This is a genomic window from Rhizobium sp. CB3090 (assembly GCF_029714285.1).
In the GTDB taxonomy this organism is placed as follows: Bacteria; Pseudomonadota; Alphaproteobacteria; order Rhizobiales; family Rhizobiaceae; genus Rhizobium.
The window spans coordinates 1,010,932-1,027,165 of record NZ_CP121662.1 but is presented as its reverse complement, the minus strand read 5'-3'; the positions used below and the strand labels follow the sequence as shown (position 1 = coordinate 1,027,165).

The 16,234-nt window shown below is 59.3% G+C and carries 18 protein-coding genes; 9 read left to right on the top strand and 9 right to left on the bottom strand.

Annotated features, from left to right (window positions below):
* Positions 1-300 precede the first annotated feature (300 nt).
* Positions 301-3,192, top strand: a complete 2,892-nt coding sequence (locus QA646_RS04990) for a ribonuclease E/G (RefSeq protein WP_283057946.1) — start codon at positions 301-303, stop codon at positions 3,190-3,192.
* A 428-nt stretch (positions 3,193-3,620) separates the two neighbouring features.
* Here QA646_RS04990 and QA646_RS04985 read toward each other — a convergent pair whose 3' ends face one another.
* Positions 3,621-4,778, bottom strand: coding sequence for an aminotransferase class I/II-fold pyridoxal phosphate-dependent enzyme (locus QA646_RS04985; protein ID WP_283058972.1), 1,158 nt, complete (start codon positions 4,776-4,778; stop codon positions 3,621-3,623).
* A 211-nt stretch (positions 4,779-4,989) separates the two neighbouring features.
* Here QA646_RS04985 and QA646_RS04980 point away from each other — a divergent pair, with 211 nt between their 5' ends.
* The 6 genes from QA646_RS04980 to QA646_RS04955 all read left to right on the top strand — a co-directional run bounded on the left by QA646_RS04980 (position 4,990) and on the right by QA646_RS04955 (position 9,926).
* Positions 4,990-5,757 (top strand): DsbA family protein, encoded by a 768-nt coding sequence (locus QA646_RS04980; RefSeq protein ID WP_283057945.1) that lies wholly within the window; start codon positions 4,990-4,992, stop codon positions 5,755-5,757.
* Positions 5,758-5,979: 222 nt separating this feature from the next.
* Positions 5,980-6,417 carry a type II 3-dehydroquinate dehydratase gene (aroQ, locus tag QA646_RS04975; protein ID WP_283057944.1) on the top strand — a complete coding sequence of 146 codons (438 nt, stop codon included), beginning with the start codon at positions 5,980-5,982 and terminating at the stop codon, positions 6,415-6,417.
* Positions 6,418-6,440: 23 nt separating this feature from the next.
* Entirely contained in the window at positions 6,441-6,914 is a 474-nt protein-coding gene (gene accB / locus QA646_RS04970; protein WP_283057943.1) for an acetyl-CoA carboxylase biotin carboxyl carrier protein, read from the top strand.
* Positions 6,915-6,919: 5 nt separating this feature from the next.
* Entirely contained in the window at positions 6,920-8,272 is a 1,353-nt protein-coding gene (gene accC / locus QA646_RS04965; RefSeq protein WP_283057942.1) for an acetyl-CoA carboxylase biotin carboxylase subunit, read from the top strand.
* 3 nt (positions 8,273-8,275) lie between these two features.
* Complete coding sequence (gene aat / locus QA646_RS04960; RefSeq protein WP_283057941.1) at positions 8,276-8,899, top strand: leucyl/phenylalanyl-tRNA--protein transferase; 624 nt, start codon at positions 8,276-8,278, stop codon at positions 8,897-8,899.
* Between the two features lie 70 nt (positions 8,900-8,969).
* Entirely contained in the window at positions 8,970-9,926 is a 957-nt protein-coding gene (locus tag QA646_RS04955; protein WP_283057940.1) for a DUF2167 domain-containing protein, read from the top strand.
* A 167-nt stretch (positions 9,927-10,093) separates the two neighbouring features.
* Here QA646_RS04955 and QA646_RS04950 read toward each other — a convergent pair whose 3' ends face one another.
* Complete coding sequence (locus QA646_RS04950) at positions 10,094-10,261, bottom strand: hypothetical protein (protein WP_283057939.1); 168 nt, start codon at positions 10,259-10,261, stop codon at positions 10,094-10,096.
* Between the two features lie 34 nt (positions 10,262-10,295).
* On the opposite strand from QA646_RS04950, the gene QA646_RS04945 reads away from it, so the two are divergent.
* On the top strand, positions 10,296-10,934 hold the full coding sequence (locus QA646_RS04945) for a DUF1062 domain-containing protein (RefSeq protein ID WP_283057938.1): 639 nt from the start codon (positions 10,296-10,298) through the stop codon (positions 10,932-10,934).
* 84 nt (positions 10,935-11,018) lie between these two features.
* Here the strand turns inward: QA646_RS04945 and QA646_RS04940 are convergent, their stop codons facing one another.
* The 6 genes from QA646_RS04940 to QA646_RS04915 form a co-directional block, all read right to left on the bottom strand.
* Positions 11,019-11,459, bottom strand: coding sequence for a DUF2155 domain-containing protein (locus QA646_RS04940; RefSeq protein WP_283057936.1), 441 nt, complete (start codon positions 11,457-11,459; stop codon positions 11,019-11,021).
* A gap of 209 nt (positions 11,460-11,668) precedes the next feature.
* Positions 11,669-12,067, bottom strand: coding sequence for an NADH:ubiquinone oxidoreductase subunit NDUFA12 (locus tag QA646_RS04935; RefSeq protein ID WP_283057935.1), 399 nt, complete (start codon positions 12,065-12,067; stop codon positions 11,669-11,671).
* A gap of 104 nt (positions 12,068-12,171) precedes the next feature.
* Positions 12,172-12,645, bottom strand: a complete 474-nt coding sequence (locus QA646_RS04930; protein WP_283057934.1) for a GNAT family N-acetyltransferase — start codon at positions 12,643-12,645, stop codon at positions 12,172-12,174.
* A 15-nt stretch (positions 12,646-12,660) separates the two neighbouring features.
* Positions 12,661-13,164, bottom strand: a complete 504-nt coding sequence (locus tag QA646_RS04925) for a GNAT family N-acetyltransferase (RefSeq protein ID WP_283057933.1) — start codon at positions 13,162-13,164, stop codon at positions 12,661-12,663.
* Between the two features lie 5 nt (positions 13,165-13,169).
* Positions 13,170-14,675, bottom strand: a complete 1,506-nt coding sequence (gene gatB, locus QA646_RS04920) for an Asp-tRNA(Asn)/Glu-tRNA(Gln) amidotransferase subunit GatB (protein WP_283057932.1) — start codon at positions 14,673-14,675, stop codon at positions 13,170-13,172.
* A gap of 87 nt (positions 14,676-14,762) precedes the next feature.
* Positions 14,763-15,272 (bottom strand): GNAT family N-acetyltransferase, encoded by a 510-nt coding sequence (locus tag QA646_RS04915; protein WP_283057931.1) that lies wholly within the window; start codon positions 15,270-15,272, stop codon positions 14,763-14,765.
* A 296-nt stretch (positions 15,273-15,568) separates the two neighbouring features.
* Between QA646_RS04915 and QA646_RS04910 the strand changes: the two genes are divergently transcribed.
* Entirely contained in the window at positions 15,569-15,826 is a 258-nt protein-coding gene (locus QA646_RS04910) for a YjhX family toxin (protein ID WP_283057930.1), read from the top strand.
* Positions 15,827-15,871: 45 nt separating this feature from the next.
* Here the strand turns inward: QA646_RS04910 and QA646_RS04905 are convergent, their stop codons facing one another.
* Positions 15,872-16,162, bottom strand: a complete 291-nt coding sequence (locus QA646_RS04905) for a type II toxin-antitoxin system RelE/ParE family toxin (RefSeq protein ID WP_283057928.1) — start codon at positions 16,160-16,162, stop codon at positions 15,872-15,874.
* Between the last annotated feature and the right edge of the window lie 72 nt (positions 16,163-16,234).

Genomic DNA, 16,234 nt, shown 5'->3' with positions numbered 1-16,234 from the left:
AATTCATCGGTGGAGAGCCACCAAACGCTCTTTAGAGAGCACATTCATCGGATCCGTTCGTTGGGTCTAAGGCATTGTCGATCTCGCTTGGTTACGGATGGTACCGCAGCAGCTTTTTCAGGAAGTGAACAGACCCCGGGGAACTAATGTCCCGGCCGCTGTCTGGCTGCTGTCACCGTCATCGCAAAACAACCAATCGCGACTTTCATTATCCGGTGCAGCAATAACGGAGTGCAACCAGCCTGTCCTAGCGACAGGTCGGCGCCTTTCCGCATGCCGGCGCCGAGGAGCACAGCTTACATGGCAGACAAAATGCTTATCGATGCGTCTCACGAGGAAGAGACGCGTGTCGTTGTCGTTCGTGGGAACCGCATAGAGGAATTTGACTTCGAGTCGCAGCACAAGAAGCAAATCCGCGGCAACATCTATCTCGCCAAGGTGACGAGGGTCGAGCCCTCGCTACAGGCAGCCTTCGTGGATTACGGCGGCAACCGCCACGGCTTTCTGGCCTTTGCCGAAATCCATCCCGACTACTACCAGATCCCGCTCGCCGACCGGCAGGCGCTCCTGAAGGCGGAAGCCGAAGAGCATCGCCGCGACGATGATGTCGAGCATGTCGAAACGGCGCTCGATCTTTCCCAGCAGGAACAGCCCGACATCGGCATCGTCCAAAAGGACGAGGCGGAAGCGGAACCCGCTGTAGCGGAAGAAGCCCCTGCACCCGAGGCAGCGGCTCTCGCCGCCGAAGAAGCTCCGGCGAAGAAGGCCAAGCCGCGCCGCAGCCGCAAGAAGGTTGTCGCGGAAGCTTCCGCGGACGAGGCGCCTGCGCCCGAAGCGGTAGCAACGGTCGACGCTCCCAGCGAAGACGAAGAAGGCCCATCCGGCGAAATGGCCGCGATGGTCGAAACCGATTCGATCTCTGAGGATGTCGATGTTTCCAAGCGCCGTCATGACGATGACGACGACGATGATCACGACCAGGAAGAAGAAGTGATCGAATCCGTCGGCGCCGAAGACGCGATGGAAGAGGTTCCGGACCGCACGCAGCGCAAGCCGCGCAAGCAATACCGCATCCAGGAAGTCATCAAGCGTCGGCAGATCCTGCTGGTGCAGGTCGCCAAGGAAGAGCGCGGCAACAAGGGTGCTGCGCTGACCACCTATCTCTCGCTCGCAGGCCGCTACTCGGTTCTGATGCCGAACACGGCGCGCGGCGGCGGCATTTCCCGCAAGATCACCAATCCGCAGGACCGCAAGCGCCTGAAGGAAATCGCCAAGATGCTCGAAGTGCCGCAGGGCATGGGGGTGATCCTGCGTACCGCCGGCGCCAACCGCACCAAGGTCGAAGTCAAGCGCGACTTCGAATATTTGATGCGCCTGTGGGAAAACGTCCGCACGCTGACGCTCGCTTCGACCGCGCCTTGCCTCGTCTATGAAGAAGGCAGCCTGATCAAGCGCTCCATCCGCGACCTCTACAACAAGGATATCGGCGAGATCATCGTTGCCGGCGAAGAAGGCTATCGTGAAGCCAAAGACTTCATGAAGATGCTGATGCCGAGCCACGCCAAGGTGGTTCAACCCTATCGCGATATCCATCCGATCTTCTCGCGCTCCGGCATCGAGGCACAGCTCGACCGCATGCTGCAGCCGCAGGTGACGCTGCGCTCGGGCGGCTACCTGATCATGAACCAGACGGAAGCTCTGGTTTCGATCGACGTCAACTCCGGTCGTTCGACCCGCGAGCATTCGATCGAAGACACCGCGCTGCAGACCAATCTGGAAGCTGCGGAAGAAATCGCCCGCCAGCTTCGCCTGCGTGACCTTGCCGGCCTGATCGTCATCGACTTCATCGACATGGAAGAAAAGCGCAATAACCGCGCGGTCGAGAAGAAGTTGAAGGAATGCCTGAAGAACGATCGTGCCCGCATCCAGGTCGGCCGCATCTCGCATTTCGGCCTGTTGGAGATGTCGCGCCAGCGCATCCGCGCTTCCGTCCTCGAAAGCACGACGCAGATCTGCTCGCATTGCGGCGGCACCGGCCATGTGCGCTCGCAGTCTTCCGTGGCGCTTCATGTCCTGCGCGGCATCGAGGAATACCTGCTGAAGAACACGACGCACGACATCACCGTGCGTACGACGCCGGACATTGCGCTCTATCTGCTCAATCATAAGCGCCAGACGATCGTCGACTACGAAAACCGCTTCGGCGTCGCCATCGTCATCGGCGCGGACAATGCCGTCGGTACGCAGCATTTTGCGATCGACCGCGGCGAGCCGGTGGAAAATCCGGTCAAGATCGAATCCCTGTTCAACTTCGCCGCCATTCCGGAGGACGAGGACGATGATATCGTCATCGAGGCCGACGAGGACGAAGACGAGGAACTCGAGGAAAAAGCCGCTGCCGTCGAACAGCAGCCTGCCGCCCGCTCCGAAAACAATGAAGGTGGCCGCAAGCGCAAGCGCCGTCGCCGCCGTCGCGGTCGTGGCGGTGACGCCCAGGTCGCTTCCGAGTCCGCCGATACGTCCCGCGAAGATGGTGACGAGGAAGCCGATGAAGGCGAAGAGGACGATGCAAGCGGCAGCAGCGAGGTTGCGGCCACGTCCAGCGATGACGGCCAGCAGAAGCGCAAGCGCCGCCGCCGCGGCAAGCGTGGCGGGCGCCGCAATCGCGACGGCGAAGGCAATGAATTGGCCGCTGGCAGCGAAGCCGGTTCCGAGGAAGCTGCTGACGAAGAGGATGACGGCGAAAATGATGCCGCCGTGACCATCGCCGACATTGCGGTCGCCGAGGGTGAAGCCGCCGTCGAAAGCCAGCCGGCTATGGCGGCCGTCGAAACCGCATCCGTCGTCGCCGAAGACGTGAAGCCCGCCAAAGGCCGCAGCCGCCGTAAGCCGAAAGCGGAAGCATCCCCCGTCGAGGCACCGGTTGTTGAAGAGGCGCCCTTGGTCGACGCCGAAGCCGAAACAGTTGCCGAGGTCGCCGGCGATCTCGACAAGGTCGCCGAACCGGTCGCGACTGAAGAACCCGAAATGGTCGAGGCCGCAGCCAAGCCGGCGCGCGCCAACCGCGAGTCGAACGTCTCCTCCTCCGAGCCGGTGGTCAAATCCAGCCGCGCCAGCGAGGGCGGCGAAGGCGATGGCGAGCCGACCAAGCCGAAGAAGGCCGGTTGGTGGCAGCGCCGCGGTTTCTTCTGAACGCTGCTGTTTCGAACGAAATAACAAAATCCGGCCGTGGCAACGCGGCCGGATTTTTATTTTGGGAGACCGTAAGCGGACAAGGTCGACGCTTCTTCTGCTCTTCATCCTCCTTGTGGGTTTCGGGCGGCGGAAGAAGACTAGTAGCGGCACAAACGTCTCTTCGGCGGCTGTGTGATGTACAGCGATGTGGATTAAGGTGTTGCCGTAACGAACGGTTCCCTCACACCCGCCCTCGTCCTTTGAGGGTCGCTGCGCTCCCAACTCAGGATGAGGGGCTAACTTTTCGCATCTGAGCGCGATTGCTCTTTGCGGCATTTTACGGCATGTCGTGAAGCTAGCTCCGCCTCATCCTGAGGCGCATTTCGGCGCATAGCGCGGAAATGCCTCGAAGGACGGGCGGCCCGGTTCGACCACAGATACAGCGTCTACTTCAACCACGCCGCCATACGTTCCACCGCTTCCTCGATCTCCGCATTGGAGCCGGCATAGGAGATGCGCATCGCGCGGTGTCCCTCGATCGGATCGAAATCGAGGCCCGGCGTGGCGGCGACGTTGATTTCGGCCAGCATCTTGCGGGCGAACGCCATGCTGTCGTTGGTGAAACGGCTGACATCGACATAGGCGTAGAAAGCGCCGTCCATCGGCGACGCGATGGAGAAGCCGATCTCCGGCAGACGGTGCATCAGGAAATCGCGGTTGCGGCGATAGCTTTCGCGGTAAGCGTCCAGTTCGGCCCCTGCCCCGAGCGCTGCGGCAGCGGCGATCTGCGAGAGTTCCGGGGCCGAAATGTAAAGGCTCTGAGCGACGCGCTCGATCGGACGCACCAGACGCTCCGGAAGCACCATCCAGCCGATGCGCCAGCCGGTCATGCAATAATATTTCGAAAAGGAATTGATGACGATCACCTCGTCGGTCAGTTCCAGCGCGCTCGTCTCCTCGCCGACGAAGGTAAGGCCGTGATAGATTTCGTCGGAGATGAAAGCGATCGAACGATCGGCACAATAGTCGGCGAGCGCTTTCAGCGCCGCCCTGCCGGTTACCGTGCCGGTCGGATTGGCGGGGCTTGCGAGCAGCACGCCCTTCAACCGTTTGCCGCTGGCTGCTTGTGCGGTCTCCAGGCTTTCTGGTGTCAGAGTAAATTGCGTCTCGGCGGTCACCGGCACTTCCACGACATCGAGCCCGAGGGCGGCGAGGATATTGCGATAGGCCGGATAGCCAGGCCTTGCGATGGCGACGAGGTCGCCGGGATCAAAGAGTGTCAGAAAGGCGAGGTTGAAGCCGGCGGACGAACCGGTGGTGATCGCGATCCGCATGGGATCGATGGTCAGACCGTGACGAGCAAGGTAGTGACCGGCAAGTGCTTGCCTGAGCGCCAGCGTGCCAAGTGCGTCCGTGTAGCCGATGCGGCCGTGACCGAGTGCCGCGCGTGCTGCCTCCAGTGCCGCTTGCGGCGCAGGATGAGACGGCTGGCCAACGGCCATCGAGATGACGGCATGCCCCGCCTGACGCCGACGCGTTGCCTCCGCCAGCACATCCATGGCGTGGAAGGGTTCGACATCGCTGCGTTTGGATAGGGAAAACAAGGTCAATTCTTTCTCGGATCGGATTGGAGCCAGACAATTGCCGTAATATTAGCTTGTTCACAATCCCGCGATTGCGGCTTTGTCGTGAAAATTCCTGTTTCTGGAAATAAGCATGCACCGTAAATTGCCGTTGTACATTTGTGGATTTTAACCTCGCGGTGATATCCCGAACCGGACGATGAGTCTCAGCACCCACTCAAACGAGGACCCGATGACCCTTTTTTCCAAAACCCTGCTGGCGGCTTCAGCGATCGCCTTTGCCGCGTCGCTCGCCATGGTCCAGCCCGCCGCCGCGCTGGACGACCAGCAGAAAAAGGAATTCGGGGATTTCATCAAGGAATATCTCGTCGAGCATCCGGAAGTCCTCTTGGACGCGCAGGCGGCGCTTGAAAAGAAACAGGACGAGCAGCGCCTGGCTCAGTCGGCCCAGGCTGTCGCTCAAAACAAGGATGCCATTTTCAATTCCAAGGATGACGTCACGATCGGCAATCCGAAGGGCGATGTCACTGTGGTCGAGTTCTTCGATTACAATTGCACCTATTGCCGCCATGCGCTCCCCGACATGGACGCGCTGCTGAAGCAGGACCCGAATGTGCGTTTCGTGCTGAAGGAATTCCCGATCCTCGGACCGGATTCAGTTGCCGCGGCAAGGGTCTCCGATGCCTTCCGCAAGCTGGCGCCGGGAAAATATGCCGAATTCCATCATACCCTGCTTGGCAGTGACGGCCGCGCCTCGGAAGACAGCGCCATCGAAGTTGCGACCTCGCTCGGCGTCGCCGAAGCGGCAATCCGCGCCGAAATGGCCAAAAGCCCGAACAATGATACGGTCAAGGCCACCTACCAACTCGCCACCGATCTCAACGTCACCGGCACGCCGGCCTATGTCATCGGCAACGAAACGATCTCCGGTGCGATCGGCCTCGAGGCCATTCAGCAGAAAATCTCCAATGTCCGCAGTTGCGGCAAGACCACCTGCTGAACGGTGGCTATGACTGCGCCGCGCATCAGGATGCATAAAGGACACAGCGGCGCTTCAGAAGCTGCATAGACCTTTGCGAAACCGAACCGATTTCGAGGTTATGCGTAAAATCGCCAAAATCCGGGCGTTTCCACACCTAGACATGCGCAACCTATGTCCTGGGGGCTTTCCTATAGGCCCTCGGGAGTCTATAGGTTGCGCTGCACTTTGACGGAACCTCTAATGGCGCAAACCATTTTTGTCCTTAACGGACCCAATTTGAATGCCCTCGGCAAGCGCGAGCCGGGCATCTATGGCGGCAAGACGCTCAAGGATATCGAAGCCGACTGCAAATCCGTGGGCGAAAGCCTCGGCTTTGTCATCGACTTTCGCCAGAGCAATCATGAAGGCGTGCTGGTCGACTGGATCCACGAAGCCGGAGACGTCGCCGCCGGCATCGCCATCAACCCCGGCGCCTATGGCCATACGTCGATCGCACTTCATGACGCGATCCGCGCCATTTCCATTCCGGTGGTGGAGGTTCACATCTCCAATATCCACGCACGCGAAGAATTCCGGCACAAATCGATGATCGCGCCCGCCGCCAAGGGCATGATCTGCGGCTTTGGGCCCCACAGTTACATCCTGGCGCTACACGCGCTGAAATCCATCACGCAATAACAAGAATACAGGGCAAAACATCCATGGCTGACAAGAAATTGGGTATCGACCAGGCGCTGATCCGCGACCTCGCCAATATTCTCAATGAGACCGATCTGACCGAGATCGAAGTCGAGCAAGAAGATCTGCGCATCCGCGTATCGCGCGCCGGCACGACTCAATATGTGCAGGCACCGATCGCAGCCCCCGCCTATGCCGCAGCAGCTCCTGCCGCCGCCGCTCCGGTCGCGGCCGCCGCGCCCGCCGGCAAGTCGCGCAATCCGGATAACGTCGTCAGTGCGCCGATGGTGGGTACGGTCTATATGGCACCCGCTCCGGGCGCTGCCGCTTTCATCGAGATCGGTGCCTCCGTCAAGGAAGGCCAGACGCTGTTGATCATCGAAGCGATGAAGACGATGAACCAGATTCCTGCGCCCAAATCCGGCACTGTGACCGAAATCCTCATTCAGGACGGACGCCCGGTCGAATACGGCGAAGCCCTGGTCGTCATCGAGTAGACCCTATGCCCATGATTTCGAAGATTCTCATAGCCAATCGCGGAGAGATCGCCCTTCGTGTGCTGCGCGCCTGCAAGGAGCTCGGCATTGCGAGTGTCGCGGTGCATTCGACCGCCGATGCCGACGCGATGCATGTGCGCCTGGCGGACGAAAGCGTGTGCATCGGCCCGCCGCCGTCGCGCGAAAGCTATCTCAACATCCACCAGATCGTCGCGGCCTGCGAGATCACCGGTGCCGACGCCGTTCACCCGGGCTATGGGTTCCTGTCGGAGAACGCCAAGTTCGCCGATATTCTCGAAGCACACGGCATCACCTTCATCGGCCCGACGGCGGACCATATCCGCATCATGGGCGACAAGATCACCGCTAAGACGACTGCGCAGCAGCTCGGCATCCCCGTCGTTCCGGGCTCGGACGGCGAAGTGAAGACCGAAGCAGACGCGCTGCGGACCGCAAGGGAAATCGGCTATCCCGTGCTGATCAAGGCGACCGCCGGCGGCGGCGGACGCGGCATGAAGGTGGCGCGTACGGAAGCGGACGTCCTCGAAGCCTGGTCGACGGCACGTACCGAAGCGGCAGCCGCCTTCGGCAATGAATCCGTCTATATGGAAAAATATCTCGGCAAGCCGCGCCACATCGAAATCCAGGTGTTCGGCGATGGCGAAGGCAATGCCGTGCATCTCGGAGAGCGCGACTGCTCGCTGCAGCGCCGCCACCAGAAGGTCTGGGAAGAAGCCAATTCACCGGCGCTCAACGTCGAGCAGCGCATGAAGATCGGCCAGATCTGCGCCGACGCCATGAAGAAGCTGAAATATCGCGGCGCCGGCACGATTGAGTTCCTCTATGAAAACGGCGAGTTCTATTTCATCGAAATGAACACCCGCCTGCAGGTCGAGCATCCGGTCACCGAAGCGATCACCGGCATCGATCTCGTGCACGAACAGATCCGCGTTGCCTCGGGCGGCGGTCTTTCCGTGACACAGGAGGACGTGCATTTCCACGGCCATGCCATCGAATGCCGCATCAATGCCGAGGACGCGCGCAGCTTCGTGCCGTCGCCCGGTACGATCACGCATTTCCATGCGCCGGGCGGCCTTGGCGTGCGCATCGATTCGGGCGCCTATCAGGGCTACAGAATCCCGCCCTACTATGACAGCCTGATCGGCAAGCTGATCGTGCATGGCCGCACCCGCGTCGAATGCATGATGCGCCTGCGGCGTGCGCTCGACGAATTCGTGGTCGATGGCATCAAGACCACTCTGCCTCTGTTCCAGGATCTCGTTTCCAACCAGGATATCGCCAATGGCGATTATGATATCCATTGGCTGGAAGACTACCTGGCGAAAGGCTCGGCTTGACCTATGGCAGGACCGCGCAGCAGAAATCCGGGCATTACTCCTGAGATCCTGCTGCGCGCCTATTCCATAGGTCTCTTCCCGATGGCGGAATCGGCTGATGATCCGGAAATCTTCTGGGTCGAGCCTGAGCTGCGCGGCGTGCTGCCGCTCGACACTTTCCATGTTTCGAAAAGCCTCGCGAAGACCATTCGCCACAAGCCCTTCGATATCAGGTTCAACACGGATTTCGACGCCGTCATCGCCGCCTGCGCCGAGCAGACCAGCGGCCGGCCAAGCACCTGGATCAACAAGACCATCAAGTCGCTCTATTCGACCCTGAACCATATCGGCCACGCTCACTCCGTCGAGGCCTGGGAAGGGAGCAAACTGGTTGGCGGGCTCTACGGCGTATCGCTGGGCTCGGCCTTCTTCGGCGAGAGCATGTTTTCGCGCCGCACGGACGCCTCGAAGATCTGTCTTGTCTATCTCGTAGAGCGCCTCAAGCAGCGCGGCTTCACCCTGCTCGATACTCAATTCACCACGGAGCATTTGAGGACATTCGGCGCAATAGACGTGCCGAAGGATCAATATGCCAGGATGCTTGAAAAAGCGATGGAATCGCCCAATCTGAGCTTCACCGGCAGTTGAGAATCCACGTATATGCGTTGATTTAAATCAAGAATCCGCTACGTTCGGCACAGCAGCCGGGGGTAGTATCTTGAAAATATATCTTGCAATCATCTTTCTCGCCGCATTGGTCGCAACGCAGGCCGACGCCAAATCCTTTCACGACATGTTCGGCACCGACGCGCCAGAGAGCGACGAAGGAGCCGTGCTGAAGACGATCGACTTTCAGCGGGGACCGATCAAATTGCCCGGCGCGAACGCGACGCTGAACGTCTCCGATCAGTTCTACTATCTTAACCCGGCCGACACCCGAAAAGTGCTGGTTCAGCTCTGGGGTAATCCGAGCAATGCCGCCGAAGGTACGCTCGGCATGATCTTCCCGGCAAAATATGCGCCGACGGATCAGCGCACTTGGGGCTCGGTCGTCGAATACGACGGCAGCGGCCATGTCTCCGACGATGACGCTGCGTCGACAGACTACAACGCCCTGCTGAAACAGATTCAGGATGGAATCAAGGAAGACAATCCCGAACGCGAGAAAGAAGGCTTCGCTCCGATCACTTTGGTGGGCTGGGCCGAGCCGCCGCATTACGACAAGGCAACCCATGCGCTTCACTGGGCCCGCGACCTTATCTTCGGCAAGGATCCCAATGGTCCGCATACGCTGAACTATTCCGTGCGCGTGCTCGGTCGCGAAGGCGTCATGGAGCTCGATTTCGTGGCCGGCCTCAATCAGTTGAAAGAAATCAACGATGCCATCCCGAATGTCATCAACGCCGTGCAATATGACAGCGGCAAGCGCTATGCCGACTTTGTCAATGGCGACAAGATCGCCGCCTACAGCATGGCGGGCATGATCGCCGCCGGTGCCGGCGTGAAGATTGCTGCAAAACTCGGCTTCCTGGCGATCATCCTCGGCTTCTTCAAGAGCTTCGGCGTAGCGCTCCTGGCGTTGAAGAAAGGGCTGATCGTCGTTGTCGCCGGCGTTGCCGCCCTGGGACGCAAGATCCTTGGTGCGTTTCGCCGGGATAAAAGCACTGACGCCTGAGAACCGCTCCGGCCGTCTAGGTGTGCGGAAAGGCCAGAGGCTTTTTCGAGCCGTTCAGGCTTCAAATCCTCGTTTTTATCTGCTAACACTCGCTTAAAGAGCATTGGCGCATCGAGGTTCCACTTTGCCGTCGTAAATACCGGTCTCATCCAATTTCACCCTGTATGTCAGGGCAGCGTCATCGCTGCCGGACGTATGATCATGTTCATCGGGTGGTGGCCTGGGACCGGTTTGGCATTGTTGAAATGCGCCATGCGCAGCCATTGCTGTCTCAGCTCTTCAGCCGTCCGAAACATCGCCATGCCGCGCCCGTAATGGGCATGTCTTACCGCCAACTTGGTGAACTTCCGAACGGAAGACCAAGACGGTATGTGCAATATTCTCAAGGTCCGATGGACCATCAATCCTCGAACTGCTCCTAAGCCATGGATCGCCTGCAGCGGATGCGGATGCCACAAGCCTTTCAAGTCGAGCGGTAAGATCAGGCTCAACGCCAACGGCAAGAAACTCGATGCCTGGCTCATCTATAAATGCGTGGGCTGCGACAAGACATGGAACCGGACGCTCTTCGAGCGCCAGGCTATCCGTGATCTCAATCCCCCTACTCTGGAGGCACTTCAAGGCAACGATCCCGAGTGGATACGGGCGCGGGAATTCGATCTCGACGCATTGAGACGCAAGGCTCAACGCGTTGACGAATTTGCCGATGCTGATGTTCAAAGAGAGGTGCTGGGCGAGACGGATAGCGGGTCAGTGCTGGAGATCGATCTAGCGATCGCGCTTCCTTTCAGCATGCGCCTCGATCGCCTGCTCGCATCTGAATTGGGCATCTCACGATCCCGGCTTCAGGCTCTGCACGAACGCGCGAAACTTTTGCTCCATCCGGATTGCGCCGATATCATGCGGCGCAGGATCAAAGACGGCACGCGCGTTGTCGTCGACCTGTCCGGCGAAGCCGATCGATACCTGATATGCAAAGCCGCCGCCTCGGGTAAGGAGATCGGCTGACTGGCTTGCCACAAGATTGCTCGTAACAGACTGATCTTTGCGCGCCAATCTTGCGGCATGGTCAACGTTTGGAAGAGAACGTGTCTACTTGGCGCCAGCGCTGTCCGGCGGCGGGATATCCGACTTCTGCTTGCACTCTTTCAGCCAGACGTCATAGATCGGATGTTCGACGGCGTTGAGGCCGGGGCTGTCGGCGAACATCCAGCCGGTGAAGATGCGGCGGATGCGGCGGTCGAGGGTGATCTCGTCCACTTCGACAAAGCCGTCGACCTTCTGCTGCTCGGTATCGTCACGCGAATAGCAAGCCTTCGGCGTCACCTGCAGCGCGCCGAACTGCACGGTCTCGTTGATATAGACATCGAACGTAGTGATGCGGCCGGTGATCTTGTCGAGGCCGGAGAAGACGGCGACGGGGTTGGAGATGCGGGCAGCCTCGGCGGACGGCGGCAAGACAGCGCCCGCAGCAAGGGCAAGCGCCACTCCTGATATCACACGCAAAGAAGCGCTCCGCGTGAAAAACGTCATATCCGCCAATCTCCGCTTGGTCTCGGTCAAAGCGCCGAGCACGAGCCGGCATGTTCTGCGCCTAGAGCGGTTCAGCGTTTCATGGAATCGCTTTCCCCGCTCTATCTCTTTGTTTTTTTACGCATTCAGGACGGAAAACCGCTTCGCACTTTTCCTGGAACTGCTCTAGAGGCCAATTGTGGCCAAAGGACGAGCCGGCCCCTCCGTGCTTAGTTGCCCGGCGTCCAGGCGTCGTAATCGCCGGTCACGCGCGGACGTTCGCCGGCAACGGCCAGCGATCCCGGCGGACGATAGGCCTGCGGCGAACCGGTCGGATTGGCGCGGTGTGGCTTCTGCCATTCCTTGGCAACGTAATTGTCCTTGGTCGGCGGAACATCGGTGCGGTGGTGCATCCAGCCGTGCCAGCCCGGAGGAATGGCGGAGGCTTCGGCATAACCCTTGTAGATCACCCAGCGCTTCGGAAGACCGTAGGAGGACGTACCGCCCTCATAGTAGACATTGCCGAATTCATCCTCGCCGACGCGCTTGCCGAACCGCCAGGTCGCGAAGCGAGTTCCCATCGTCTGACTGTTCCACCACGTAAAGGTTTGAACGAGTAAATTCCACATGTCTTTATCCTTGTGCCCGTTGGGAGCAGGCGAAACCAGAATTCGATCGCTTGCTTATGCCGCCACTATGCCGCCTTGTCCAGTGATTCCAGCGGGAAAAGCGGTCATTTCAAAGCCATCTTGAAGCCGAGGTGACTGGGCTTGAAACCCAATCTCTCATAGAATCGATGGGCATCCTTGCGCGCGGCGTTCGATGTCAACTGCACCAGCCGCATGCCGCGGCTTTTTGCCTCGGCAATACAAAAATTGATCATCGCTGCCCCAATCCCCTGCCCGCGCAGCTCCGAGCGTGTCTGAACCGCTTCGATAATCATTGCGGAAGACCCGCGGCCAGTCAGCGATGTGGTGATCATGGTCTGGAAAGTGCCGACGACCTCGCCGCGGAGTTCGGCGACATAAAGCGTCTGGTCGGGCGATGATTGGATCGCACGGAAGGCGCGGAGATAATCATCGTAAGCGGCGGGATCGGTGGTGTCACCGTGATCGCCGAGAGCATCGGCGGCGAAGAGGGCGATCAAGGCGCTGAGGTCCGCCTCCTGGGCTTCGCGGATCAACAGATCGGTTGTATTGGTCGCCAAATTCTTCTGGTCCGTTTAATGGCTCGCCAGCCGCTTCTCAAACACCAGCGCCGGAATACCCGACTGTCCTGGTCCCGCATTCTCGTTGCGGCCGACCTCGGCAAAACCGTGGGCCTGATAGAAGGCGATCGCTTCGGCATTGTCGGGCTCGACGTCGAGGCGCATGACCTCGGCATCCGGAAAGCAGGTTTCCAGCTCGGCGAAGATATCGCGGCCGATGCCGTTGCGCTGCAGTGACGGACGGACATAGAGCATGTGAAGGAGAACGGTCTTGGTCATTTGCTCGGACATGACGGCATAGCCCATGCCGCCAATATCCTCACCGTTGTCGGCGACCAGGAATTCGGATTGCCGCTTTGCCAACCGCGCTCTCAGCTTGGCCGGCGACAGCAGTAGCTCAATCAGCTCATCAACCTTCGCCACGCCAAAGTGCCGGTCATAAGCCGCGTGCCATGTCTCCACGAGAAGGTCGCGGACCTTCTCGAGATCCTGCTCGCCGGCCGTGCGGACGAAATACACGTGAGCTATTCCTCTTCGATGCCGAGCTTGGCCTTGACGAGGGCTTGTACTGCCTGCGGATTGGCCTTGCCACCGGTCGACTTCATCACCTGACCAACGAACCAGCCGGCAAGCGTCGGCTTGGCCTTGACCTTGGCGACCTGATCCGGATTGGCGGCGATGATCTCGTCGACGGCCTTCTCGATGGCGCCGGTGTCCGTGACCTGCTTCATGCCGCGGGCCTCAACGATCTCGGCGGGATCGCCACCCTCGTTGAGCACGATTTCAAACAGGTCCTTGGCGATCTTACCGGAGATGGTTTCGGCCTTGATCAGGTCGATGATGGCACCGAGCTGGGCGGGCGAAACCGGAGTCTCCTCAATGGTTTTGCCGGTTCTGTTCAAGGCGCCCAAGAGGTCGTTGATGACCCAGTTTGCCGCGATCTTGCCGTCACGGCCGGCGGCGACCGTTTCGAAATAATCGGCAATCGCCTTTTCCGAGACGAGCACGGAGGCGTCGTAGACGGACAGGCCCAGCTCGCGAACGAAACGCTCCTTCTTGTCGTCGGGCAGTTCCGTCAGATTGGCCCTCAAGGCATCGATAAATGCGTCGTCGAATTCGAGCGGCAGCAGGTCCGGGTCGGGGAAATAGCGGTAATCATGCGCATCTTCCTTCGAGCGCATGGACCGCGTTTCGCCCTTATTCGGATCGAACAGGCGGGTTTCCTGATCGATCGTGCCACCATCCTCGAGGATGGCAATCTGGCGGCGCGCTTCGTATTCGATTGCCTGGCCGATGAAACGGATCGAGTTGACGTTCTTGATTTCGCAGCGTGTGCCGAACTCTCCACCCGGACGGCGGACAGAGACGTTGACATCGGCGCGCATGGAGCCTTCGTCCATGTTGCCATCGCAAGTGCCGAGATAACGCACGATCGAGCGCAACTTGGTCATATAGGCCTTCGCCTCGTCCGACGAACGCATGTCCGGCTTGGAGACGATTTCCATCAACGCCACGCCGGAACGGTTGAGGTCGACATAGGACATGGTGGCGTGCTGGTCGTGCATCGACTTACCGGCGTCCTGCTCCAGATGCAGACGCTCGATGCCGATCTCGATGTCCTCGAACTGCCCCTGGCGATCCGGGCCGAGCGAGATGACGATCTTGCCTTCGCCGACAATCGGATCCTTGTACTGCGAGATTTGATAGCCCTGCGGCAGGTCGGGATAGAAATAGTTCTTGCGGTCGAAGACCGAGCGCTTGTTGATCTGAGCCTTCAGACCGAGGCCGGTGCGAACCGCCTGCTTGACGCATTCCTCATTGATGACGGGCAGCATGCCGGGCATGGCGGCGTCGACGAGCGAGACGTTGGAATTCTGCGGCTTGCCGAACTCGGTCGAAGCACCGGAAAAGAGCTTGGACTTGCTCAACACCTGGGCATGGACTTCCATCCCGACAACAACTTCCCAATCACCGGTGGCACCGGGAATGAAGCGCTTCGGATCTGGCGTGCGGACGTCGACAATGGTCATGAGAGGCTCTTGAAATGCTGTTCTTCTGAACTCTGTGAGGTAGAGCAATTGGCGGTGCGGCGCAAGACTTTCAGCGCCCCGCTGCCGTTATATGCCCGTGCCATAGGTCCCGTCACCGCTGTCGAGCAGCGGTTTCGAAAGGCCGACCGTCGGCACGTCGCGATCGAGCTTCGGAGAATAGTCGACGGAGAGCCAATGAATGGCATAGCCGTGCGCTTTGAAGAATTCGATCGCATCGGTGTTGCTGGCGTGGGTCTGTACCGCGACCTTCTCCAGCCCCTGCTCCAGAACGTCTTTCTCGATCTGCGCCAGCAATGCCGAACCAAGTCCCTGCCGAAGGTGATCGGGATCGATCCAGAAATCGGAAATATTCTCGTCAAGCGCTTCACGAGCCGCCCAGCCGGCAACCAGTCCGTTCAGCTCCACGATCGTGATCGTCAGCCAGGAGCCGCGGGTGAAATTCGAGAAGGCTTCTCTGGCACCATCGAGCAGCGCATCCGTGCCGCCGATCGACCGCATAGCCGTCTGCCACGACCGCAGGCCGATATTGACCAATATCTCCGTCTCTCCCTCGTGGGCATTGCGAATATGGATCATCAGGCCCCCGCCGTTTTCAGCAGTAAAACACCGGAAAAGGGCTTTTTCCAGCCGCCAAATGAGAACAGGCGCAGGATGGCGACCTATGTTTAACAGCGTGAAACTTGACCGTGAATACAACCTGCTTTAGACATTAGGCATCAATGGAGTCTTGATGTCCACCTTGTCTCAGACCCGGTAAAGGCCCTGCCCGCAAGTCTTTCTTGCGCGCTGGGCCCGAAACGAAGCCCCGACTTCCCCAAGGGAATGTCGGATCGTTTTGTCGCGCCTTACGGCGCTTTCCGGATCTTGAAACCATGGATATTTCCCGCGCCGAACAGCGCATTCTGCATCTGCTCGCCCAAGGCGGCCGCATCGAAATCAACCGCTCCGAAAACAGGAAGATCGAGACCGTCCGTTGCTTCACGCGCGACGGCTGGCTCTATCCCGGCTTCGGCCTCGATCTCTTCCGAAAACTCAAACGCCTGAGGGCCATCAAATCCTCGGACGGTCATCCTTATCGGATCACGGAGCAGGGATTGCGGCTGGTGAGAGCGCAGTTGGATAATAGGTAAACAAGTATGGCGGCGTCCCTGTGGATGCCGCTCCGTCTCTCACAATTATAATTTGGGGAATTTTTGCCGTTCATGGATCACAGCGAGAACATTAATCTCGGTCTCGCTCACAATACGATAAACGGCGAAATAGGGTAGACGGACTATTGGCAGTTCGCGGGTTCCAGGCACTCGGCCAATCCGCCCCAGCATTGGAAAACGCTCCAGCATGATAATTGCCTGCACTATCCTTGCGATAACGCGTTCCGCTGCACCCACATCAGCATCAGAGATATACTGATGGATGGCTTCCAGATTAGAAGAAGCCCGAGGCGTAAAACTAACGTTCAAGGCCAAACTTTTTCATTATCTCTTCAAGAGGAATCCAATCCTCCGGATGCGCGTCAGCTTCGGCCACTGCAGTTTCAA